Source organism: Mesorhizobium sp. B2-5-7, from assembly GCF_006440875.1.
GTDB lineage: Bacteria > Pseudomonadota > Alphaproteobacteria > Rhizobiales > Rhizobiaceae > Mesorhizobium > Mesorhizobium australicum.
Genome location: NZ_VFUO01000006.1, coordinates 36,127 through 57,910 on the forward strand (window position 1 = coordinate 36,127; position 21,784 = coordinate 57,910).

Annotated in this window: 24 protein-coding genes; 11 read left to right on the forward strand and 13 right to left on the reverse strand. The window is 60.0% G+C overall.

What is annotated here, in order from left to right; translation table 11 throughout:
- Positions 1-45: 45 nt before the first annotated feature.
- The 6 genes from FJ543_RS24110 to FJ543_RS24135 all read right to left on the reverse strand — a co-directional run bounded on the left by FJ543_RS24110 (position 46) and on the right by FJ543_RS24135 (position 5,008).
- Positions 46-1,548, reverse strand: a complete 1,503-nt coding sequence (locus FJ543_RS24110) for a TadE/TadG family type IV pilus assembly protein (RefSeq protein WP_140877790.1) — start codon at positions 1,546-1,548, stop codon at positions 46-48.
- 72 nt (positions 1,549-1,620) lie between these two features.
- Positions 1,621-1,896, reverse strand: coding sequence for a hypothetical protein (locus FJ543_RS24115; RefSeq protein ID WP_224622764.1), 276 nt, complete (start codon positions 1,894-1,896; stop codon positions 1,621-1,623).
- Between the two features lie 4 nt (positions 1,897-1,900).
- Entirely contained in the window at positions 1,901-3,334 is a 1,434-nt protein-coding gene (locus FJ543_RS24120) for a type II and III secretion system protein family protein (RefSeq protein WP_140877794.1), read from the reverse strand.
- A gap of 52 nt (positions 3,335-3,386) precedes the next feature.
- Positions 3,387-4,427, reverse strand: coding sequence for a Flp pilus assembly protein CpaB (cpaB, locus tag FJ543_RS24125; protein ID WP_140877796.1), 1,041 nt, complete (start codon positions 4,425-4,427; stop codon positions 3,387-3,389).
- A 94-nt stretch (positions 4,428-4,521) separates the two neighbouring features.
- Entirely contained in the window at positions 4,522-4,737 is a 216-nt protein-coding gene (locus FJ543_RS24130; RefSeq protein ID WP_140877798.1) for a Flp family type IVb pilin, read from the reverse strand.
- 43 nt (positions 4,738-4,780) lie between these two features.
- On the reverse strand, positions 4,781-5,008 hold the full coding sequence (locus FJ543_RS24135) for a Flp family type IVb pilin (RefSeq protein ID WP_140877800.1): 228 nt from the start codon (positions 5,006-5,008) through the stop codon (positions 4,781-4,783).
- A gap of 542 nt (positions 5,009-5,550) precedes the next feature.
- On the opposite strand from FJ543_RS24135, the gene FJ543_RS24140 reads away from it, so the two are divergent.
- The 10 genes from FJ543_RS24140 to FJ543_RS24180 all read left to right on the forward strand — a co-directional run bounded on the left by FJ543_RS24140 (position 5,551) and on the right by FJ543_RS24180 (position 13,414).
- Positions 5,551-6,939 carry a CpaF family protein gene (locus FJ543_RS24140; protein ID WP_140877802.1) on the forward strand — a complete coding sequence of 463 codons (1,389 nt, stop codon included), beginning with the start codon at positions 5,551-5,553 and terminating at the stop codon, positions 6,937-6,939.
- Positions 6,939-7,910, forward strand: a complete 972-nt coding sequence (locus tag FJ543_RS24145; RefSeq protein ID WP_140877804.1) for a type II secretion system F family protein — start codon at positions 6,939-6,941, stop codon at positions 7,908-7,910. Before FJ543_RS24140 ends, FJ543_RS24145 begins: the two co-directional genes overlap by 1 nt.
- An 18-nt stretch (positions 7,911-7,928) precedes the next feature.
- Complete coding sequence (locus tag FJ543_RS24150) at positions 7,929-8,879, forward strand: type II secretion system F family protein (protein ID WP_140877806.1); 951 nt, start codon at positions 7,929-7,931, stop codon at positions 8,877-8,879.
- 53 nt (positions 8,880-8,932) lie between these two features.
- Positions 8,933-9,493 carry a tetratricopeptide repeat protein gene (locus tag FJ543_RS24155; protein WP_181174074.1) on the forward strand — a complete coding sequence of 187 codons (561 nt, stop codon included), beginning with the start codon at positions 8,933-8,935 and terminating at the stop codon, positions 9,491-9,493.
- Position 9,494: 1 nt separating this feature from the next.
- Complete coding sequence (locus FJ543_RS24160; RefSeq protein ID WP_140877810.1) at positions 9,495-10,034, forward strand: prepilin peptidase; 540 nt, start codon at positions 9,495-9,497, stop codon at positions 10,032-10,034.
- A gap of 300 nt (positions 10,035-10,334) precedes the next feature.
- Positions 10,335-11,003, forward strand: coding sequence for an isoprenylcysteine carboxylmethyltransferase family protein (locus FJ543_RS24165; RefSeq protein WP_140878161.1), 669 nt, complete (start codon positions 10,335-10,337; stop codon positions 11,001-11,003).
- Positions 11,004-11,016: 13 nt separating this feature from the next.
- Positions 11,017-12,045 carry an acyltransferase gene (locus tag FJ543_RS24170; protein WP_140877812.1) on the forward strand — a complete coding sequence of 343 codons (1,029 nt, stop codon included), beginning with the start codon at positions 11,017-11,019 and terminating at the stop codon, positions 12,043-12,045.
- A gap of 201 nt (positions 12,046-12,246) precedes the next feature.
- Complete coding sequence (locus FJ543_RS24175; protein WP_140617552.1) at positions 12,247-12,555, forward strand: hypothetical protein; 309 nt, start codon at positions 12,247-12,249, stop codon at positions 12,553-12,555.
- 175 nt (positions 12,556-12,730) lie between these two features.
- Positions 12,731-12,904, forward strand: a complete 174-nt coding sequence (locus FJ543_RS31570) for a hypothetical protein (RefSeq protein WP_157163672.1) — start codon at positions 12,731-12,733, stop codon at positions 12,902-12,904.
- A 15-nt stretch (positions 12,905-12,919) separates the two neighbouring features.
- Positions 12,920-13,414 carry a hypothetical protein gene (locus tag FJ543_RS24180; protein WP_140877814.1) on the forward strand — a complete coding sequence of 165 codons (495 nt, stop codon included), beginning with the start codon at positions 12,920-12,922 and terminating at the stop codon, positions 13,412-13,414.
- A gap of 68 nt (positions 13,415-13,482) precedes the next feature.
- On the opposite strand, the gene FJ543_RS24185 is transcribed toward FJ543_RS24180, so the two are convergent.
- Positions 13,483-15,594, reverse strand: coding sequence for a catalase (locus FJ543_RS24185; RefSeq protein WP_140877816.1), 2,112 nt, complete (start codon positions 15,592-15,594; stop codon positions 13,483-13,485).
- A 291-nt stretch (positions 15,595-15,885) separates the two neighbouring features.
- On the opposite strand from FJ543_RS24185, the gene FJ543_RS24190 reads away from it, so the two are divergent.
- Positions 15,886-16,449 carry a sigma-70 family RNA polymerase sigma factor gene (locus FJ543_RS24190; RefSeq protein WP_015319164.1) on the forward strand — a complete coding sequence of 188 codons (564 nt, stop codon included), beginning with the start codon at positions 15,886-15,888 and terminating at the stop codon, positions 16,447-16,449.
- Here FJ543_RS24190 and FJ543_RS24195 read toward each other — a convergent pair whose 3' ends face one another.
- The 6 genes from FJ543_RS24195 to FJ543_RS24220 form a co-directional block, all read right to left on the reverse strand.
- The gene (locus tag FJ543_RS24195; protein WP_015319163.1) at positions 16,450-16,626 is read right to left on the reverse strand and encodes a hypothetical protein; all 177 of its coding nucleotides are present in this window, start codon (positions 16,624-16,626) and stop codon (positions 16,450-16,452) included.
- A gap of 161 nt (positions 16,627-16,787) precedes the next feature.
- The gene (locus FJ543_RS24200) at positions 16,788-17,843 is read right to left on the reverse strand and encodes a class I SAM-dependent methyltransferase (protein WP_224622759.1); all 1,056 of its coding nucleotides are present in this window, start codon (positions 17,841-17,843) and stop codon (positions 16,788-16,790) included.
- Between the two features lie 71 nt (positions 17,844-17,914).
- Entirely contained in the window at positions 17,915-18,895 is a 981-nt protein-coding gene (locus tag FJ543_RS24205) for a GNAT family N-acetyltransferase (protein WP_181174091.1), read from the reverse strand.
- Positions 18,896-18,903: 8 nt separating this feature from the next.
- Positions 18,904-19,968: a glycosyltransferase family 4 protein gene (locus FJ543_RS24210; protein WP_140617547.1), complete on the reverse strand. Its 1,065-nt coding sequence runs from the start codon at positions 19,966-19,968 to the stop codon at positions 18,904-18,906.
- 129 nt (positions 19,969-20,097) lie between these two features.
- Positions 20,098-21,030, reverse strand: a complete 933-nt coding sequence (locus tag FJ543_RS24215; RefSeq protein WP_140665703.1) for a beta-xylosidase — start codon at positions 21,028-21,030, stop codon at positions 20,098-20,100.
- Positions 21,023-21,784: a TIGR04290 family methyltransferase gene (locus FJ543_RS24220; RefSeq protein ID WP_140715391.1), complete on the reverse strand. Its 762-nt coding sequence runs from the start codon at positions 21,782-21,784 to the stop codon at positions 21,023-21,025. Before FJ543_RS24220 ends, FJ543_RS24215 begins: the two co-directional genes overlap by 8 nt.

Sequence of the window (21,784 nt, forward strand, 5' to 3'; positions counted from 1 at the left end):
CTTTTTCAGCGTTTTCCGGCCGCATGACGAAGAGGACGGCGAGTTTCATCGGTAAAGCTGGGCCTCGTTTCGGAATGCTTTGTCGACAAGGGTGTTGTTGGCGAACCCACCATCGACATCGACGATCTCTAGGCTGATCGGCTTCTCTCCGGCTGAGGTGTCTTCGGGATCCTTGGTGTTGTCCTGCTTTTGGACCGGGGTGTTGACGAACACGCTTACATAGCCGTCAGGCTTGAGCGCTACGTGACCGTTCAGTTTGTCATCGTTGGCGATGCAGTTGACCATGGCCATGTTCAGCAACCGGCGTTCTGGGTCTACGGTTGGCGCGTCGCCCTTGTAACAGGACGGGTCGCCCGTTTCCTTGGTCGGTGCCAATGACTTGTCACCGACGAGACCGTGAGAAATCTCATATTTGTAGACGTCATATCGGGATGCTGGCGCGGTCGTGGTGCCGGTCGGGTTGGTAGCGCTGGGGACATTCGGATATGCCGTCCCGTGGTTGATCGTCCAGTAACTGCTCCAAAAACCCTGAGACGCGATCGGGTCGGACATTCCCTTGGCGTCAACGTAGTTAGCGCCTGGAGGCAAGGGCAGCGCGGTGTTGTCAGCCACCGGATCGTATTTGCTGCAGCCGGTCTTCTGGCCTTTGCGAACATTGGTGGCCGGCCTGTAGTTAAAGTCCTTGTTGTTCTTGTTCAGGGAGCCGCTATAGAGATCGAACCGGACATTGAGGCCTGTATTGACCTGGCCGAGGGTGACGCCGGTCTTGGTGGTCAGGGAATCTCGGCTATAGCAGGTGCCGGAAGTGCCGATCGCAATGGCGTCGCGCAAAGAGCTCAGGTTGTTATCGATCAGTCCGAAATTGCCCGGCCCCGGGTTGGAATCGACCTTGAGGACGCGAAACTCCCGGCCGTAGGTATCCCCCGAAGCGAAAGCCTGCTGGATCGTCTTGCTGGTCGACGGGTCTGTCGTTTCGAACGGGTTGCACATGAACAGAGGGACCGTTTCGCAGATAGATTGAACGAAGCCGGCAACCGCTTGTGGTTGAATGTCCATCGTATCCTTGCTGCCGACGAGACTTGCGGGGAAGATCGTCGCGAAGGAACCTGCGCCGGCTGCGTTGACAGTGACTTCAGCAAAGGACACTGCTTTGGGATCAATGCTTGCCCAGCTAACGCCATTGGCATCGACGCCTGCCGCACTGAGAGCCGTGTCGTCGCTGGCTGGTATCCCGGTCAGATAGGTCACGGTCACATCGGCCAAGACGATCGCATGAGAGCCAGACGTCGAAAACAAAGTACCATTCGAGACAAGGCTGGCAACGGCGTTATTGGCTCTGGTGATGCTGTCTGTTCTGCCGTCCAGTTCGCCGGCGGCCGCCAGCGCTAGGCCATCAATACCTTTCTGAAGGTCATTGTGGAGGCTGTTGACCCGGCTCACGTCTATCGCCAGCACCGAGAAGCCGATAAGCACCGGGATCATGATGGCGACGAGGATCATCGCTATGCCGCGTTGATCGTTCCAGAAGGCACGAATGGTCCCCAACATGACCTTACTCTCTGCTTTCTCGCGTCAGGGCCCCTCGCACGCCCGGCGCCCTCCGCATCCCTTCCGTTCAGTTCACGGCGTCGTCACACCCGACCCGCCGACATTGACCGTGATGGCCGGCGGTGGCGGAGGTGGCGGCGGAAATCTGTAGTTATGCGCAACAAGTGCGGCGCGCGTGCCGTCCCCTTCGATATGCGTATTCCTCGAAGCCGGATTGAGCGGGTCGACCGTCTGCAGCAGCGAATTGTATTTTTGCGTGTCGCCGGCGGCCAACGTCACCGTGTCGTAGTGGTTCAGATAGTCCGCGGCACAGCCCGAAAGCGACCCGGCACACAGAATGAGGATCAAGGCGCTATTTCTTGACATAGAGCATCTTGTCCTTCGATTTGAAGTCCAGCATGTGGCCATAGGGGCCGGTGACGCCGTCGCCTGTTTCATATTTGCGGATCATGTCCTTGTTCACTTCGAGCTGCCCCAGCACGAAGAATTCCGGATCGTTCGCCGGCCGCGTCTTGTCGAACGGCGTCGCCAGCTGCTCGCCGGGCTTCACCGGGCGCACAATGTGCGGCGTGACGATGACGACCAGCTCGGTCTCTTCCTTCTGGTTGCTTGAATTCCGGAACAGCGTACCGATGACAGGCACCTGGCCGAGCCAGGGCACCTGGTTCTGAAGCTTGGTGGTCTTGCTCGACAGCAGCCCGCCGACGGCGAAGCTCTGGCCGTCGCGCAATTCGACGACGGTATCCAATTTGCGATTGGTGAAGATCGGGTCGCCGGCTGAGGTGAAGCCGGTCAGGTCGCTGACCTCCGGCGCAAGCTTCATATGGATCTTGTCGTCGGCGAGCACCACCGGGGTGAACTGCAGATTCACGCCGAACTGCTTGTATTCGATCTGGACCTGGCCATTGGCGTCGACGCTGCGGATCGGGACCTGGCCACCGGCATTGAAGCTGGCCGGTTCTCCGGAAAGGGTGGTGAGGTTTGGCTCGGCAAGCGTGCGCACCACGCCCTTGGCCTCCAGCGCCTCGATGATCAAATCGACCTTGATGTTATTGTCGATGACACGGGTGATCAGCGCTGCGAATGGATTGCTGTTTGACAGCAGCCCGCTGACAAGGTCGCCCGCACCGAGCTCCGCCCCGTCCTTGTCCACGGTGGCAACGCCAGTTCCGACCCGAGTCGTGCCGCGGCTGTTCGTGCTCTTGATCGACACGCCGAGATCGCGGCCGGCATTGCGCTTGGCCTCCAGCACGCGCACTTCGAGATTGACCTGCTGGCTATCGTCGACCGTGACGGAATTGATGATGGCGTCGGGTCCATATTGCTGCGCCACTTCCATGATGGCCGCCAGCGTCGCGCCGTCCTTGACATGGCCGCCAAGCCTAACCCTGCCATTCACCGAGCCGACTTCGATGCGCGCCCTTGGCGCCACCTGCCGGATTGCCGCCGCCATGTCGCTGACATCGACGCCGACCTCGATCTGGATGACGCCGAGCGAGCGTTTGTCGGGTGAGAACAGGTTGACCGTGGTTGTGCCTGCGCCCTTCCCGATGACATAGAGCGTGCGGTCGGTCATTGGCTGCGCATCGGCGATTTTCTCGTCACCGACGACGATATCGCCGAGATTGGCATTCACCTGGAGTGTCACCGATTGCGACATCGGCAGGAAAACACGATGGACGCTGGGGTTCGACACGTCGATGAAGCGGTCGGCGGCATCGGCCGCAACGCTCGACAGCAACGCCGCCAACGCGGCCGTCGCCATTCTCAACCAAAACCCCTGCATCCCCGTCTCCCCAATTGCCGCCTGTGGCGGCCAGTCATTCGCCGCGACGGTGTTATGGTTGTCGCGGCACGTCATACGTCTCGAGCTTCACGCCCCGAAACACGCCTACCGACACATTTTTCGGCGGCTCGGGCTGCACATACTTGACCACTTCCTTGACGACTTCCCGCACTTCAGGCGCCGATACCACCGCCGGAGCGGGCTTGGCTTTGCCCAACTCGTCAAGCCGGCTTCCGACGCGCTCCACGGCCTGGGCCAGCCCTGCGATCTTGTCCTCGGCACGTTTGCGCTCGGCTTCCGCCAATGCGTCCGCGGCCGCTTTCTTGTCGAGTTCGGCCTGTCGCTTAGCGACGTCTTCGGGCGTTTCGCCAGTCAGGTCCGAAAGCGTTACACGCTCCGTCGTTTCGCCCTTGCTGGCCGCGGCCTGGCGCAGCGCCAGCGACAACTGCCCGGCGCCGGCCGCCAGAGTGAGCTTTTGTGCATCTTTCGTGCTGGCTTCCAGCGTCACCGATTTGACGACGGTCGGGCTATCCTTGCTCACATCGGCAACCTGATCGACTGCGAGCACCTTCATGCTTTGCAGCAGCACGTCGACAAAACTCTTGTCGGCCCCGTCGTCGCCACGAGTCGTGCGCGTCAGCAGCACGTCGACGCGGTCGCCGGGGAAAACAAATCCAGCCACCCCAAGCACATCGTTGACCCTGATGGAAACGGCTTTCATGCCTTCGCCAAGCACCGCCGAGAGCGTGGCGCGCTGGCCGGGGCCGGTGATCTTGGTGGCGAGAACAGGCTCATTGGTACCGATCGCCTGCAGCGCCTGCTTTACGCCTTCGCCAGCCAGCATTTCTTTCGTCGTCTTGAAAGCGCCGGTCGGAACCGCGCCCGCCGGCCAGGCGATTTCGCGCAACTTGTCCTCGGTCAGCGTGTCACCGAATTTCAAAGGTACCGCCGCCACAACCACAGTATCGCGCGGGACGTCATCCGTTCGCGCCATGGCATTGCGCTGGCTGGCCAGCCAGATATTGGCGAGCACCACCGCCAGCACGCCGAACACGCCGGCGAGGACAATCATGATAAGCGTATTGGCGCGCATCTTCCCACCCCACCATCGCCCGCCGGGCGAATGTCAACCCCTTCAAAGTGCAGGATCCTGGGCCGAAATCGAGCGATTCCGGCCCAGGACGTTTTCAGCAAGTGCCACCGGCACCGCCGGTGGTGGATACACCTTTGTTATTCAGGTTCGCGCAAAGGCCGGTGAATTGACTGCCGACCCATCCGCCGATGGCAATAATCGCAACGATCGATGCCGCGGCAACGATGCCGATGAGGATCGAGTATTCCACCATGGCAGCGCCGTTCTCGTCGGAGTGGAACTGCCTGGCTATCTCGATAAGCCGCTTCATGCCTATCACTCCTTTTTGGCCGATCCGGCCAGAGCGTTTCTGATCAAGCGGCCGGGACGCAAGCGCCAGTGCCGGTGCCAGCAGCGTTGAGACCCTTCCCGTCCAGCTTCGCGCAAAGGCCTGTGAACTGGCTGCCGACCCATCCGCCGATAGCGATGACCGCAACGATGGTTGCCGCGGCGATGATGCCGATCAGGATAGAGTATTCGACCATGGCAGCGCCGTTTTCGTCGTCGCGGAACTGCCGGGTCATCGTCATGAGCTTCTTCATGTCAATTTCTCCCTTTGGAGGTTTGAACCCGACGAGACAGAGCCAAGGATGAACTCCATACCCAAGCATCCCCCGTCATCTCGATCCTAGGTCCCGAGAAATTGCGGAGTCAAACGGGATTAACGGTTCCTTAACTTCCCAATACATGAACTTTGGAGTTGAGCGCGGCTTTAAATTTCAGCAAGAGCTTGATTCGTCTAATTTTTCAAGCGTCCTTAACCATTCGTTCACAATTATGCATATGTCCTAATGAAGCGATAAGTAGTTTAGCAACATGGCATAATCCTTTATATCTAAGGGGTTATAGCCAGATATGGAGTGGATTGCGCTGTTGGAGCACCCAAGCACCAAAGGGCGCTCTGGACCGCTTATTCACTCAGTCATGGTTGGCAGCGCGGGGCCCATAATAAAAACGATATTTTTTCGGTGCGCTCCTTAACTATGTTGAAAGTATTGGCGTCGCGTGAGGCGCGCTGGCGCTTGTGCGTCGCTTGGTTAACGTTTAGTTTCCGCTAATATGCGCTGGAGGGGTATAAGGGATTATGCTGGGGCGGTTTATCAAGGGACCAAGCGAGCAGCAGGCCACGACAAAGGCCGAGCCGCTGACTGTACTGCCCATCGTTTCGGCGGTTTCTCCGGTTGCCGATATTGAACCCCATGGCGAGGACTTCCTGACGCTGAAAGTCGAACTGCATCGTCATTTGATAGACCGGTTCAATCTCTCCGCGCTCGAAACCGCGTCCAAGGATGAGATCCTGAACGAGATCCGCCCAATCGTGCGCGAGTTCGTGCGCAGCCACAGCGTACCGCTGAACGCGCGCGAGCTTGATCAAATCACCAGCGAGACCGCCGACGAGATGCTGGGACTCGGACCGATCGAACCGCTGCTCAAGGATGATACGATCACCGATATCCTGATCAACACCCACAAACGGGTCTTCATCGAGCGGCGTGGCCTGGTCGAAGAGACGGCGATCCGGTTTCGTGACGAAGCGCATCTGCTGCGGGTCATCAACAAGATCGTTTCAGCCATTGGCCGGCGCGTCGATGAATCGGCGCCGATGGTCGATGCCCGGCTGGAGGATGGCTCCCGCGTCAACATCGCGGTGCGGCCGATCTCGGTCGACGGACCGCTGGTGTCGATCCGGAAGTTCTCCAAGAACCCCTATTCGCTCGAGCGCCTGGTGGCGCTCAACTCGATCCGTCCGCCAATGGTCGAACTGTTGCGGATTGCCGTGCAGGCGCGCAAATCGATCCTCGTTTCGGGAGGGACAGGCAGCGGCAAGACGACCTTGCTTAATGCGCTGTCGAGCTACATCCCGTCCAGGGAGCGTCTGATCACCATCGAAGATGCGGCGGAACTGCAGCTGCAGCAGCCGCATGTCGGCCGGCTGGAGACACGTCCACCCAGTGTCGAAGGAAAAGGAGAGGTTCGCCAGCGCGAACTGGTCAAGAACGCGCTGCGCATGCGTCCAGACCGTATCATCGTCGGCGAAGTTCGCGGCGAGGAAGCCTTCGACATGCTGCAGGCCATGAACACCGGCCATGAAGGCTCGATGACCACCATCCATGCCAACACGCCGCGTGATGCGATATCGCGTCTGGAGCAGATGGTCGGCATGGCGGGAATGCCGATGACGCACGAGTCCATCAGAGCGCAGATAACTTCCGCCATCGACGTCATCGTGCAGACGCAGCGCCTCTCCGACGGCGGCCGGCGCGTGACATCGATATCGGAGATTACCGGTATGGAGGGAAACGTCGTCCAGATGCAGGAAATCTACACCTTCGTGCGTCGCGAGGTGACGGCTGACGGTCAGATCGTCGGGGAATTTCGCGCCACCGGCGTTCGCCCACGTTTTGCCCCGGAAGCGGCGACGCTCGGGCACCATTTCGCCAAGGACGCCTTCAATCCCCAGGTTGCGCTCTGATGCCCACCGGCCAGACCTTGCTCTACTTCATTTACACGCTCGCGGCGGCGGCAGTCATTCTCGCCGGCGAGGCGCTATATCTTTCCTTCGCCGATCGCCGATCCCGCGCCGGCATGATCAACCGGCGGCTGAAGCGATTGTCCGATGAAGTTCCGGCCGAAAAGACCTTGCAAGGACTGCTGCGCGAGCGCGGCCTGACGGATACGGGTGACTTTCTTTTCGGCATGGTCGGCCTGAACAGGCTCTACACCCAATCCGGCATTACCGGAAACCCGCTGACTTTCGCCGCGATGTTCCTGCTTTCAGCCCTGGCAATTGCGCTGCTGTTCTCGTTCCTTCTGCGTTTTTCCGTATTGCCTTCCACCCTGATTTTTCTGGTGACCGGATTTGCCTTGCCACTTCTCCTTTTGCGTCGTGCGCGCGGGAAACGGATCCAGAAATTCGCAAAACAGCTCCCCAACGCACTCGACATGATCGTGCGTTCGCTGCGAGCGGGGCACCCGGCAACGGTGGCCATAGGTCTGGTCGCGCGCGAAATGCCCGATCCGCTCGGCACCGAATTCGGCATCGTGTCCGACGAAATCACCTTTGGACTGAGTATCGAACAGGCGGTGCGGAAGCTTTCCCAGCGCGTGGGTTTCGAAGGCCTCCACCTGCTGTCGGTGTCGCTGTCGATCCAATCGAAAACGGGCGGCAACCTGACCGAGATCCTGGCCAATCTTTCGTCGGTTCTGCGCGAACGTCAGAAACTCAAGATGAAGATCAGGGCGCTTTCATCAGAGGGCCGGGTGTCCGCATGGATCATCTCGCTCTTTCCGTTGGTAATGTTCCTGATCCTCCAGCTCGCCGCTCCGGCATATTACGGCCAGATATGGCACGATCCCCTGATCATGCCGGTGTTCCTGACCTTCGGAATATGGGCGCTGCTGGGTGACTTCATCATGTATCGCATGGTCAATTTCGATTTCTGACAGGAGCGAGCCATAAACCTGTTATCGAACATTCAGGGACTGAGTTTCCTGGTTTCCACCGCGGTATTCGTGACGGCTGTATCGCTGTTCCTATTCGGCGCGCTTGTCTTCTTGCCGGCGTTGCAGACACGCAAGCTGGTTGCCCAGAGCCTCACGTCGGAAGGCATCGTCGACCACCGCTCGCTCGCGGGTCAGGAACAATTGCTCAAAATCTCGGCGCAGCGTCCGGTTGATGCCTACTTTCGATCGATGGAGAAGGAACGCAATGAGCCGAATGCGCTCGAGGCGAAGCTTTTTCGCGCCGGGTTCTATCAACCAAGTGCTCCTCTCATCTACACCTTGTCGCGACTGGGCGCGGTCTGTATCGGCTTTTTGGCTGCCTACGCGCTCCTTGTACGAGTACTCCCGCCCCAACTCCCCGCCATCATGGCCTTTGCCGGTTCCGCTCTGTTCGGGCTCGCCTGCATTGTGGTTCCAGCCATTCTGCTTGATCGCTTCGAGAATGCCCAAAAACAGATCTATCGTCGCGGATTTCCCGATTTCATGGACATGATGATCACCTGTGCCGACGCCGGCATGAGTCTGGAAGCGGCGGTCGAGCGTGTCGGCGCCGAACTGGCCGGCACCCACAAATGGCTTGGCATCCAGCTTGCGATCATGAACCTGCAATTGCGCGCCGGCAAACCGCTGCGGGAGGGGCTGCGCGAACTCGCGGACCGCATTGGGCTGGAAGAGGCGCGCTCGCTTGCCGTGCTGTTCCGGCAGTCGGAAGAGCTCGGCACCAGTCTGACGGATGCGCTGCGCGTCTACAGCGACGAGATGCGCGGACAAAGAATTCTGAGCGCTGAGGAGAAGGCCAATGCCCTGCCGGTCAAAATGATGATCCCGTTGGGATTATGCATCTTCCCCGTCGTCATGATGGTGATCATGTTGCCGGTGATCATCCGCATGAGGGGCATTTTCTTCTGAATAAGTATATGCTTTGATTCTAAAATAGAGTCGCAGGACTCTCGGGGGATAAAATGACAGGGCCAATGCGCCTCGCAACCGTCGTCGCCGCCAGTCTGTTGATGGCAGCCCTAGCCGGCTGCCAGACAAACGGCGTGGACGCCACTGGCGGTGTCGTGCGCACCAACGAACCCTCGAAAGGCGACGTGACGTCCTTTGGCGACGCCTTTGACGGATTGAAGACCGTCAGCGACGTCGAATATTACGCGTCGGACCAGGCCGTGGCCGAAGCCAAGAATCAGTTCCGCGCGGAAAACTACGGCAACTCCGGCGCGTTGTTCTTCAAGGCGACGCAGTTGGCCCCAAACGACGGCGGAGCCTGGATGGGTTTGGCCGCTTCATGCGACCGCATCCACCGCTTCGACCTTGCAGACCGCGCCTATGGCCGCGCGTTCAAGCTGATGGGACCGTCGCCCGAATATTACAACAATGTCGGCTATTCCGATCTGCTGCGCGGCAAACTGCAGGACGCGCGCGGCAATTTCCTCAAGGCCTATGAACTGGCACCCAACGATCCGACGGTCGCCAACAATCTGAAGCTTTTGTCGTCAAGCGTGCAGAATATCGAGCGCTAGCATGCTGCTTGTCGAAGCACTGCTGTTGAAGGCCCTCGCCATCCCCCTGCTCGCCAGGATTGGGTGGCTCGACTTCACAACGCAGAGGATCGCCAATCGCGATGTGCTGCTGCTGCTCTGCCTGGGAATGGGATCGCTGTTGTTGCTGGTGCTCCGATCCGGATCCTGGTGGGACATGGGCTTGAGCGCGTCTGCCGGCCTCGTGCTGTTTCTTGCGTTGTTCCCGTTCTGGGTCTTGCGCAAGATCGGCGCAGGCGATGTCAAGCTGATGGCGGTCGTCCCCTTTCTGACCGGCGGCGAAAACCTCGCCGTTTTTTCCATGCTGCTCCTGGTCTTCGCCCTCATCACTGCGGCAGCCATGAAAAATCCATTCCTGCTGCCCGCCGGCGCCTTCCGCATCTACGTTCAGCATCTCGACCGCAAAGGCGTTGTGCCGTTCGGCGTGCCAATTTCGGTCGCGGCGATCTGCACGACAGCCCTCGGGATCTATGAAAGTTTGGTCTTGGCGAGCAGCTCTGGAATCTTGAATCAGCTTAACTGAACGGGGGAAGCCCGCTCTGCTGTAGGACGCGCGGGCCATCCAGCCGCATTCACAGGCAACGCCAACCAAAACGCAAAAGTTGCACTGTGTGGATTGAGCGCGATCATCGCAATTGCTGAAATTAGAATCGAGATCGGCGCCAGGAAACGAAGCACGGAAAGAAGGTTCGGCATTTGGCCATGATAGGCCGAACAGATTAACCAAAAGTGGATACGGCATAGCCGTTAACGCTTTGGAAACTATCTTCTTGTCGGGGCGCGGAAGCGATGTTCCAATGACTGCTTGGAGCAGGGGGTGAAAATGTTGAACGAGGATTTTCTTGGCCGAATTGCCATCATCTTTGCCATGGCGGTTTTGGCGACGTCCGGTGCGATGCCTCTGTTTCTCTATTTCCGTCAGGATACCTCAGCAAGTTCGCTCGCCATCGTTACTCAACTGGCGTCCACCGTGTTTCTGTTGTTGCAGCTTGTGATGACAGTCGCCCGCCTTCCGCCTAAGGGAACTGCGCAAGGAATCGAACCAAGAATAACCTCGGTAGCTGGAACATTTATGATCCTGCTCGCATTGAACCTGACACCGGCATTGCAAAATGAAGCGGCTCAATTCACGGCTCTTTGCCTAGTCTTCGTCGGTACGGCCAGTTCGATTTTCTGTCTTTATTGGCTGGGCCGTTCCTTCTCACTCATGGCGACAGCTCGTCGCCTGGTTACCACGGGGCCCTATTCGGTTGTCCGACATCCGCTTTACATCTGTGAGGGAGTATTCGTTCTCGGGATGATCCTCTCACATTTTTCAATGCTTATGGTGGCACTCGGTGCGGTTCAGTTTCTTTTGCAGTATAGACGCGCGAAAAATGAAGAGTCTATCCTTCAGAAAACCTTCCCAGAGTACGACGATTACGCTCGGCGCGTCCCAATGATCTTGCCGAGATTCCTTGGTGGGGCCATACCAGACCCTGGCGGCCGATAGTCAGGATTCGCCCTTGATCTGGTCCTTGCAAGTACTTCGCTTCGTCGCCGCGCTGATGGTCGTATATGTCCACGCGGCCCAGACAGCTGTTAAGGCCACCGGATCCAATGGCCTGTTACCTCCCGAGTTGCAGGTGGTCGGCTTCGCAGGCGTAGACATCTTTTTTGTCATATCAGGGGTGATTATTGCCAAGACGGCACCTGGCCTGACTTGGCGATCCTTCGCTTGGAGACGGTTCCGGCGCATCGTTCCGCTCTACCTGCTGATCAGCATCCCCTATGCGATCGTCGCCTACAAAACCGCCTTCGGCTGGCGGGAGGGGGTGGCGACACTTTTGCTGTGGCCCGCTACGGATCAAATGACTGCGCCGGCACTGCCCGCGGCATGGACGCTGTGCTTCGAAATGCTCTTCTACGCCGCCGCAACCATCGTTCTCGTCGACCGGCGAATGCTATTGGCTCTCATCGGAATCTTCGGCCTCGCAATGATCTTTCGCTCGGCTGGTCCGGCGCTGCAGTTTCTTGGCAACCCGCTGATCATCGAGTTCGGCTTTGGCGTCGCTCTTGCCTATGCACCTAAGTGGAAACCGGCAGTGTGGTGCCTGCCGATCGGAGCCGGGGCGATGATAGCTGTCGGATTCATTGGGATGGCGCCGCAAGGAGGGACGATGGAGTTTCTCGCCGGCGATAACGGGTTTCAGCGCGTGCTGGTCTACGGTTTCCCGGCGGCGCTGATCGTCTTCGGCACGATGCAGATCGACGCACAGCCGAGCGCATGGACGGTTCTCGGTGATGCCTCTTACATGCTTTATCTGATCCACACTCTGCCGATAACGCTGCTTCTGATGGTGTGGACCGCATTTCCGATTCCTCCGGACCTCATCATCGTGATTGGCACAGCCATATCGGTTCTTTTCGCTTGGCGGATGTACATTCGGTTCGAGCTGCCGCTCCGCAAATTCCTGCGCCGGTATGATCCACATCTGAAGACTGATGGTCACGCCGATCACTTGGTGGTGCCAGACGCTGCGGGACGAGGGTGATCCCGTCCGAACGGACTCTGCCGTTCCTGTCAACTGACAGGCCCACCGCCGCCCCCTGCAAGCAAACCCAGGCGTGCCGAAAGCGTTCGCATCGGCACAAGAACCCATCCATGAGAATTTGGCTGAAGAGCGTTTCACTCGGAACATATCCGGGAAAGACAGGTTTGGTGGAAGCAGTACCCAACCAAAGGAGATGCTCCGATGATCACCAAACTTCTCTCCGCAACCGTGCTTACGGTCGCTCTGGCCACGTCGGCCATGGCACAGTCGAACGGCACCGGATCCGGTTCGACGTCCGGCGCCACCAGTGGCGGCAATGGGACCACGACCGGCACTGGCGTCGGCACAGGCTCCGGTGCGACGACCACGCCCGCCGACCCGAGCACGACAAATTCGACAACCAAGTCGAACGGCATGACCGACCGCTGCAAGGATGCCGCGGGCAACGACATCGACAACAACACCGCCAGCGGCAACACGACGTCGAACATGCAGAACTGCAACAAATGAGCCACAGGCTCGGAGCGCCGCCCGAAGTCGTTCTTCTCCCTGGGGCGACTGATCGGGCGGTGTTCTTGCTGCAGGGACGCCGCTGAGCCGCGATGGCGTCAGGCAACGCCGTCCGCTCGATCGGGTTGGCAGGCGCGTGCCGGACCTGCATTCCTTCATCACAAGAAATCGTGACATGCTGGAAAACGCCCGCCGTCGCCGTGCGGGAGAACCGGCTCATCATGACCAGTCACGCAAGATCATGGACGGTTCCGGAGGCCGGCAAGCTGGTTCCGGTAGGTCGCTGGACATGAAGTATGTTCAGGCGTGGTGGAACATCGGCGATCAACTGTCGTTGACACGCTCGTGAGAGAAAGGACCGTCCATGTCAAAATTCCAGGCTGCCACTCCGGATCGTCTGCGGCAACTCAGGCTTGAAGCGTCGGCTTACTTCACCCCGATGATGCTGCACGAGGCATTGCTCCGCCTTTCCCATGCCTGCGGCGGTGAAAGCCTTGAGCGGTTCGAGAAGGCCATGGTCGATCAGATAGAGGCGACGAAGGACGATCGGCCCGATTTCGAAACGATCAAGGAATTCGCGATCGAGCAGCTTTATGCCTTGATCCGCGAAGCCAATGAGTCACCAAAGAAGAAACAGTCGCTGGAGAAGATGGATACGCGCAGGACGCCTGGCCGCTCCGAAGAACCGCAGACGCTCGAGGATCAACTGCAGGCCGGGTTGGAGGACTCTTTTCCGGCAAGCGACCCACCCGCGGTGGTGTCCACGGCAATTCCAGGCGGAGCAAAGAAGCTGGTCGGGACCGACGAGGTCCTGAAACAGCAGCGAGAACAGGCCGCCAGAGAAGCCCGCCAACCATAGGGCCCAGGCATGGCTGCATACCGGGCCTTGCAGCCATGCGCCGGTGTGACAGCGCATGGCTCTCCGCATCAAAGCTTGACAGCGGTTTCCCGTGCCCACAGCCGTAGTTTGCGGCAAGCCTCTATAAACGTCTTCACGGAACCTGCGGTATCAAGCCCGATCAGCCCCTCATCGGCATCGGGCGCCACGCCCGCCTTGGCCAGGAGAGGTTGGGCCGCCGCTGTGAAGCCGATGAATTTGCAATGCGCGAACGCATCTGACACGAAGTCCTTCGCGGCCGCCTCGTCGAGCAGCATCTCGGCACCCTCCTCGGAGAGGAGCAGCACCACGGCGTCGAACAACACAGACGGGCCGCCGTCGATCATGTGTCGGGCCTCGATGTGAGTGCCGTCAGCCGCGTCGACGCCGCCCACCTTGGGCGCGATGACCTCCATCACCGCGCCTTCCGTTTCGATGGCGGAACGGAGCTCTTCGAACAGCGCGGTGTCGGTTCCATTGCTAAGCAGGACGCCGACCTTGCGGCCCTTGAAACTGTCAGGCCCGTTCTCGATGATGCTGAGCGCCGGCGAAGGCGGCAGGTCGTCGCGCGTCGGAACGGCTGCCTCCGCGGGGTCGGGCATATTCCGAATGCCAAGCTTGTCGGCGACGGTGGTCGCCAGGGTTTCGTCGATGTTCAGCAGATGCGAAACCATGCGTTCGCGGATCGCCGGTGCCTGGACCTTGCTCAATTCGAAGGTCAGCGCCATGGCGATGTGGCGCTGCTCCGGCGGTGTCTGGCTGTTGAAGAATTGCCGGGCCTGGCTGTAGTGATCGGCGAAGCTTTCCGCGCGCAGACGCACCTTCTGCCCGTCCTCGGCATCGGCGAAGGAACGGAAGCCGCGTTGCGGATCCTCGCGCGGTCCCAGCCCCCATGAATTCGGTTCATAGTTGGCGCGACCGACCGGATTGCGCATAGCCATGTGTCCGTCCTGTTGGAAATGGGCGAACGGGCACTTCGGCGCATTGATCGGAAGATGGGTAAAGTTCGGGCTGCCCAGCCGTTTCAACTGGGTATCGAGATAGGAGAAGTTGCGGCCCTGCAGAAGCGGATCGTTGGAGAAGTCAATTCCGGGCGGCACATTCTGCGTCATGAAGGCAACCTGCTCGGTCTCCGCGAAGAAATTATCCGGCATCCGGTCAAGCACCAGCCGCCCGACCGGGATTGGTTCGAGCACCTCTTCAGGAATGATCTTGGTTGCGTCCAGAATGTCGAAGTCGAAGCTGTCGGCAAACGCCTGATCGAACAATTGCACCGTCAACTCCCATTCCGGGAAATTGCCGGACTGGATGGCGTCCCATAGATCGCGACGGTGAAAGTCCGGATCGGCGCCATTGATCTTGACAGCCTCATTCCAGACCACCGATTGCATGCCGAGCTTTGGCTTCCAGATGAATTTGACGAAGGTGGATTCGTCTTTGGCGTTGACCAGGCGGAACGTGTGGACGCCAAAGCCCTGCATGAAGCGGAAGGAGCGCGGGATCGCGCGATCCGACATGATCCACATCACCATGTGCATCGATTCCGGCATCAGGCTGATGAAGTCCCAGAAATTATCGTGAGCGGTCTGGGCTTGAGGAAAGGCCCGGTCCGGCTCCTGTTTGGCGGCATGGATCAGATCGGGAAACTTGATCGCGTCCTGGATGAAGAAAACCGGGATATTGTTGCCGACCAGATCCCAGTTGCCTTCCCTGGTGTAGAGCTTGACCGCGAAGCCGCGGACGTCGCGGGCGAGATCGAACGAGCCCTTGTTGCCGGCAACCGTCGAGAAGCGCACGAAGGCCGGTGTCTTTTCGCCGGCCCTCTGGAAAATATCGGCACGTGTGTATTTGGCCAGAGACTCGTAGGTTTCGAAGTAACCATGCGCGCCGTAGCCGCGGGCATGGACGACCCTTTCAGGAATGCGTTCGTGGTCGAAGTGGAAAATCTTCTCCCGAAAATGAGAGTCCTCGATCAGCGCTGGTCCGCGTTCGCCGATCCGCAATGTGTTTTGATCGTCGGAGACGGGTGTTCCGAGCGCCGTGGTCAGAGTGGGCGTCTCACCCCCGGCGATCTGGTGCAATTCCCCGCCGTTTCCGCGCGCGCTATCCGGTTCCTGTCCACTTGCCGATTGGCGAGCGGAGCGACGGGCGGATTTGGCCATGACATACCTCGTTTTGATGCCGGAGGGGGGTGGAAGTACTCAGGAGGTCAAACTGCCGGTGCGCGGCTTTGTTCCCGTGAAAGAACCGCTGCGCGCGCGTGCATCGCCCAAGGCGACATCCCTATCGCGGCGACGGCATGGGCCGATTGGGTAAGATGCCCCCGCTGCGCGGAATTTCTGAAGAGTTGTCTTCAGCGCGAGGAACGAACCAAACTTCCATGCATTTAGCAGGGGCTGCGTTCATACACTCTTCTTCTGGGAGCTGGACCATTGTCATCCGGAGGCTACATTTTGGCCGACCAAGAAACCAATGAAGTTTCCATCGTTGAGCTCATACCCGCCATGCGGGCTTTCGCGCGTACCTTCTGCCGCGTCCCCGACGATGCCGACGATCTGGTACAGGAGACACTGACCAAGGGTCTCGCCAACATCGACAAGTTCGAACCCGGCACACGCATGAAGTCGTGGCTCTTCACCATCATGCGCAACACGTACTACACCCGGGTCAAGATCGCTGCCCGGGAAGCGCCAGGCCTGCTCGACTGCGCATCGTCCCGACCGATTTCGGAAGCCACCCAGGAATGGAGCGTTCAAAGCAAGGAAGTCCACGCCGCCATACAAAAGTTACCGGAACACCAACGCGAGGTTCTGATGCTGATTGGCGTTCTGGGGGTGAGTTATGAAGAAACGGCCGAGATATGCGGCTGCGCGGTGGGGACGGTAAAAAGTCGGCTGAACCGTGCCCGCGCCAATATTCTCGAGTTGCTTGGGGAGAGTTCGTTGCAGACACTAATCGAAAGACGAAATCATCTATCGGATGGTCAACTCGATATGGAGGGTGACAGCCGCAGATAATCAGTTCTGCACGTCACGTCGACGTTTCTCAACCAGCGCGTTTTGCAACTCCATGGCCAGCCTGGTTAGCCGGTCTGGAATTTTTTCCTGCTCTATGGCGTCCAGGAGAGAAGTGATCTCCTGATCCATGGCCAGACCGAATTGCGGGTCCGCGGTATCGTCGCTCGAATGAGACATCCATATTCTCTTGATAACCAGCAGTCCCTGACTTTAGTGTGGTGACAAACGCCGGACATTACAAGGCAATGTCCGCCGCCGGCAGGGTTGCCGGCAATCCTTGCACAGCTTTATTTCCTTGGCCCTACGTGCTGCAGGCAAAGGACGTGGAGCGCCCGCGTTCAGTCGTTCGGCGCCTGGTCCGCGGCATGATCCTGATATCGATCGGACTTGATGCGATCGCCGTCCAGCCCGCGCTCATCGCCGTGCTGCTTCCCGCAGCCGATCTTTCTTGCCGCGGGTGCCATGATTTCCTCCTTCGGGTCGGTGCCGACCTTCGGCGCCTCTGGTTCGACGTCCGAACTGGCGGCGCGCAGTAATGTTCCGCCGCCTCGAGCAAGTAGGAAAGCCTCGCCATCCCATGACCGAAACGGCTTCTCGCCATTGATGACGACCCGCATTTGGTGAGCTTCCGCCAGGCGGCCGATGTCGGCGCGGTCCCACGAAAGCGATCCGCGATAGGAATAGTTCAGCAAGGCGAGCCAGCCAGGCCGTTTCAGAACGCGTGCGATCTCATCGAAATGCCCCTCGGCCATGCCGGCCAGAACCAGATAAGGAAAGCTGTCAACCGCCAGCACGCAATCGAAACTGCCGTCGTCGAATTCGCTCAAATCGAGACCGGAGGTTTGCCGCAACTCGACATTGCCCAGCGCAGCGCACCGCTCGGAGGCGATGGAGATCATCCGCGATGATATGTCGATGCCGACCATGCGGTTGAAGGAGTTGGAAAGCGCATACTCGAAACGGCCGATGCCACAACCAATGTCCAGAATATCCCGGCGGGTTCCGGAGAAGTCCTGCTGCTTGAGCCAGGCGACGACTTCGTCGGTCGTGGCCGAGAGCCTTTCCTCATCCCCTAGGGATGCGAGCTGGACACTTGCTGTCTCCGAAATCGCTGCCGCCGCATCGAAGCTCGAGGCCAGCCGCGTGACGACGGCGGCACCGGTCTCCCCTTCGTCGCGTGTGTGCCGAACGGCCGCTCCCGTCGCTCGCAATGTGGCAAAGATATCTGGCTTGCGGCGAAGCAACCCGGCTACCTCTTGCAGCCTTTCCGCGTCTCGCGCATTCGACGGAACGATATCCAGCACGATCTTTGCCAGTTCCGCCGCCCTGATCCCCGTCTGCAGGTGAAGCGCCAGCCTGGCGACGACTGCTTCGGCGCAAACACCGTCCGCCATGCAGTCTTCAACAGCCGATCTGATCGTAGTGCGGCGCGGAGCGGATTTTGGCTTGGTTGCAGGCATGGTAATCAACTCCGCGTCCAGACCCTGCGCATCGTCCACCTGTCGATGGCGCCCCAGCCATATTTGTAGGCTTCCTGGCCGCGCAGGAAATCGAACTCGCGCGCACCTTCGCGGATCGATTCCGCGATCGCGTGGCCGATCAGGATCGCCCCTGGGCTCTCTTCGGCATAGGCGGGGTCGAAGCCCCCGAGATAGGCATAGGCACGACCGCGATGGTGGAAGCCGTAATAGGCCCCGACCGTCCTGCCGTCGATTGCCAAAAGCCAGCATCGGACCAGGCCGCGAGCGTCGAGCAAGGGAAGTGAGCGCCTGTGGAATTCCTCTGCAGCCGCGTCGGCCAACACGCCACCTCCGTGTCCGGCCCAGCGCGCGTCGTGCAGGCGGATCAACTGATCGAGGAAGGTTTGAGGATCGCCTCGTGCCGACGACAACGCTATCCGGCCGCGTCTGGATGCGGCCTGCCGCGCCCGTCGCAACTGGCGCCGGCGCCGGGAGGGTACACAGCCTGCAAGGGTATCGTCTCCGGCGATGGCGAGCACGGGGCAAGCACCATGAGTGGCTCGCTGCCCCGCCTTCAGATCGGGATGCGCAATCGCAAGACCGGCGCCGCCTTCCGGCAAATCCGACAGGATCCACTGCGACCAGCCGACCGAGAGGATCTTTTCGGCAACAATGGCCGCGACCTGGTTTTCGACGCCGGGAACACACAGGACATCCAGATAGTCGCTGAGCGAAATGCCGACCGGAAGAAGTTTCGAGCCGGCGGTCCCGTGCTCTAGATAAAGCGGCGCTAGCCCTATCAGTTCGCTTCCGCGCCAGACCGCGACCGTCGCCAGGTCGCCGGGCCCGAATGTGCGCCACCATGGCACCAGCCACGCAGGAGATTGAAACGGCGTCGCCGAGGAACTCTGCTCCCACAGTCCCCACCAATCCGCCGCAAGCGCATCGAATTGCGCCGGATCATCGATGATCTGACCGCGCAACACAGGCTCGCTCACGGCGTGACGGCGAGGCGCCCGGCATCGGTGCCAAGTCGCGCCAGCGCCTGATAGGCATCCATGTAAGACGAGATCATTCGCTCCAGCGAGAACCGCCGTCGCGCCTCGGCGCGGCATGTCTCGGCGTCCAGGCTTGACGCCGCAACGATGGCTTGTGCCATCTCGTCGATCGTATTGACGAGAAAACCGGTCTTGCCGTGCTCGATCACGTCCGGAAGCGCACCATTCGGAAAGGCGATCACCGGTGTGCCGCAGGCCAGCGCCTCCATGGCGACAAGGGAGCTGGTCTCGGCGGCAAGGCTCGGGATGACCAGACAGCGTGCTGCGTTGAGAAAGCGCCGCTTGGCGGTGAAACCGAGCGGACCAAGAAAGCGGCGGCGGCCATCGAGGCGAGGTTGGACCTCGTCGTGAAAGTAACGCGTGTGCGTTTCATAGGGATAGACCTTACCGCCGACAACCAGGGGTACACCTGCCTGCTTGGCCGCGTCCAGCGCCAGGTGGATGCCCTTTTCCGGGCAGATGCGGCTCAGGACCAGTGCGAAGTCGCGCTTCGGCTGCAGCAGGCTGAGCGCCTCTATGTCTACTCCATTCGGAATTGGCGGGGCCAGTTTGGCGCCGGGTGGCACGGTTTTCTGCTGGGCGGCCGAGACTGCATGAAGCCACAGGTCGTCGCGCGTCGGCTGCAAGGCCCCGGCCGGATACCAGTCCAGCGGCAGGTGAAGGGTCACCAAGGTGGGGCCATCGTCGGGCAGATAGGCATCGAAATCGATGCCATGCAGATGAACCACATCGATCGGCCATCTGGCGCGGACAGCCGCGATCGCGGTTCGATGAGCCTGCTGCGCGCGGCTCTTCGCCGCCTCGTCGAGCACGCCGCCTTCCGCCGGTGTTTCCACAAGCGTGCCGCTCGCGCTGGAGCCCCGGCAGCCGACGACAATAGACCGATGACCCGCGCCAACCAGCGCGCGATCGAGCATCGACAGGACCTGTTCGGCACCCCCGACCGCATCCGGTCCGACAGGCGCGAGGGGATAGGCGACATTGAGGACGGTGAGCGTCATGGCCGACCGAGCCATGGTGCGGGATGGGCGAGGGCGGTTGCGCACGACCTGGTGCCGATCTCGAAGGGGCCGAGAGCCTTGACCTCGGTCAGTGCATCCAATGATCGCGGACCGGGTCGCATGAGAGCTTCACGCAGCCGAGGCCCGCTGCGTCCGGAGCGAGGCGGACGTCATGCCGGGCGCGTAGCGGCGGATCATCGTTGCACAGAACTCGGCGAATTCCTCGGGCACCAGCGGAGGGCTGGTGTGGTGAGGCATCATTCCGCGATGCTCGGGTGTGAAGCAGAAGGTGACCGTGACGTCGAAAGCGGCGAGTGCTTCCATCTGTCGGTCGAACCAGTCCAACGCATTCGGCCTGAAGCTATCGGCCCAGGAAAGCCCCGTGCGCATATTGGTCACGCCGAGCCGCTTCATCCAGGCGACGGCATCGTCCAGCCGCGGGTCCTCGAAATGAAACCACTGCACCAGGCCCATTGCGGGTGTGTAGCGTAGGAATTCTTCCAGCGCCGGTTTTGGCGTACCGTCCTGGCGCAGCAGCCCCATGTGGAAATGGCGGTAATAGGAAGATCCCTCCGCCTCGCGATGCCGCGTCGTTGCTTCCCATTCGCGCGGAAGGTCGTAGAGGCTGTACCACTGGATTCGCGGTGCGTTGCCGAGCAGCAATTCGGCGGTGCGCTTGAGCCCCCAGACCTGTATTTCCTCGGCCCCGAAGGTCGATACGCCGACCTCGCTGACCCAGATGGGGAGGTCGGTGACGGTCGCGATCTCACCGATCTTCTGCGGCCATTCCTGAATTTGCCACAGGTTCCAGTCGAGGGGAAAGCCGTGAACAGCGACGGCGTCGACATGGTCCAGCACGCCGAATTCCTTCATGCGCGTGATAAAGCCCGGGTCTATCGGCGAGATGCCGCCAAGCACTTTTGTCAGAGCCGGGTTCTCGGATGCGATCGCGTCCGCCGACAGGACTGCCATCCTGGCAAAGCGGCTCCAATCGGGGTCGAGCTCGGGGTCCCAATGCGATTTGTTGTTGGGCTCGTTCCAGATCATCGCGGCTTCAATCATGGAGCTTTCCTTTCGACGGATATATCGCGCCGCCGCCGGCCGGATCGCCGGCAGCGCGGCAGAAATAGACCTCCTGCTCGGGATGCAGAACGATCTCGAAACCGGCGCTGCGCAGCATCGCTTCGGTGCAGGCCCGGTTCGGTATCCACCAGTTGGTCGGATCGTCGGCATAGCGGTGTTCGATGAAATGCAGCTTGGGAAATTCCGGCTGGTCGAACAAATCATGCGTCCAGAAATGATAGTTCTCTTCCAATGCGGGCAGGTCCTTGCTGCCGCGCTGCATGGACTGAAAGATCATCAGGTCGACGGCGACGTGCTCACGGATCAGGTCGAGCGCGAGCAAGGGGTGGCGCAGATGGTAAAGCACTCCCATGAAGAGCACGACATCGAATGTCTCGCGCAGGGCACCGACGTCGTAGACCGACAGCTTCTGGAATTCGATATCACAGTCCGCGATCTCGGCGGCAAAGCGGGCCTGCGCCAGATAGGCCTCGTCGAAATCGATCCCGAGGACACGGGCGGCGCCTCGCCGTTTCATCTCGATCGAGTAGAAGCCGGCATTGCAGCCAATATCCAGCACGGTCTTGCCGGTCAGATCAGCGGGTATGGCATCGGCGAATTTGCGCCATTTGATCAGCGGGTAGTTGCCGAGAAAGTGGTCGGGCGCGGTTTCGACGCCGGCCAGGTCCATATTGTGGAACCACGGGCCGAGCGCGTCGATGCGCCGGCGGATTTCGGCATGGGAATGCAACAT

Bases quoted from the DNA above. Each gene is read 5' to 3' on its own strand.
- FJ543_RS24110 (WP_140877790.1), bottom strand. From the start codon at position 1,548: ATGTTGGGGACCATTCGTGCCTTCTGGAACGATCAACGCGGCATAGCG.
- FJ543_RS24120 (WP_140877794.1), bottom strand. From the start codon at position 3,334: ATGCAGGGGTTTTGGTTGAGAATGGCGACGGCCGCGTTGGCGGCGTTG.
- cpaB (WP_140877796.1), bottom strand. From the start codon at position 4,427: ATGCGCGCCAATACGCTTATCATGATTGTCCTCGCCGGCGTGTTCGGC.
- FJ543_RS24130 (WP_140877798.1), bottom strand. From the start codon at position 4,737: ATGAAGCGGCTTATCGAGATAGCCAGGCAGTTCCACTCCGACGAGAAC.
- FJ543_RS24135 (WP_140877800.1), bottom strand. From the start codon at position 5,008: ATGAAGAAGCTCATGACGATGACCCGGCAGTTCCGCGACGACGAAAAC.
- FJ543_RS24140 (WP_140877802.1), top strand. From the start codon at position 5,551: ATGCTGGGGCGGTTTATCAAGGGACCAAGCGAGCAGCAGGCCACGACA.
- FJ543_RS24145 (WP_140877804.1), top strand. From the start codon at position 6,939: ATGCCCACCGGCCAGACCTTGCTCTACTTCATTTACACGCTCGCGGCG.
- FJ543_RS24155 (WP_181174074.1), top strand. From the start codon at position 8,933: ATGACAGGGCCAATGCGCCTCGCAACCGTCGTCGCCGCCAGTCTGTTG.
- FJ543_RS24160 (WP_140877810.1), top strand. From the start codon at position 9,495: ATGCTGCTTGTCGAAGCACTGCTGTTGAAGGCCCTCGCCATCCCCCTG.
- FJ543_RS24165 (WP_140878161.1), top strand. From the start codon at position 10,335: ATGTTGAACGAGGATTTTCTTGGCCGAATTGCCATCATCTTTGCCATG.
- FJ543_RS24175 (WP_140617552.1), top strand. From the start codon at position 12,247: ATGATCACCAAACTTCTCTCCGCAACCGTGCTTACGGTCGCTCTGGCC.
- FJ543_RS31570 (WP_157163672.1), top strand. From the start codon at position 12,731: ATGCTGGAAAACGCCCGCCGTCGCCGTGCGGGAGAACCGGCTCATCAT.
- FJ543_RS24180 (WP_140877814.1), top strand. From the start codon at position 12,920: ATGTCAAAATTCCAGGCTGCCACTCCGGATCGTCTGCGGCAACTCAGG.
- FJ543_RS24185 (WP_140877816.1), bottom strand. From the start codon at position 15,594: ATGGCCAAATCCGCCCGTCGCTCCGCTCGCCAATCGGCAAGTGGACAG.
- FJ543_RS24195 (WP_015319163.1), bottom strand. From the start codon at position 16,626: ATGTCTCATTCGAGCGACGATACCGCGGACCCGCAATTCGGTCTGGCC.
- FJ543_RS24200 (WP_224622759.1), bottom strand. From the start codon at position 17,843: ATGGCGGACGGTGTTTGCGCCGAAGCAGTCGTCGCCAGGCTGGCGCTT.
- FJ543_RS24210 (WP_140617547.1), bottom strand. From the start codon at position 19,968: ATGACGCTCACCGTCCTCAATGTCGCCTATCCCCTCGCGCCTGTCGGA.
- FJ543_RS24215 (WP_140665703.1), bottom strand. From the start codon at position 21,030: ATGATTGAAGCCGCGATGATCTGGAACGAGCCCAACAACAAATCGCAT.
- FJ543_RS24220 (WP_140715391.1), bottom strand. From the start codon at position 21,784: ATGTTGCATTCCCATGCCGAAATCCGCCGGCGCATCGACGCGCTCGGC.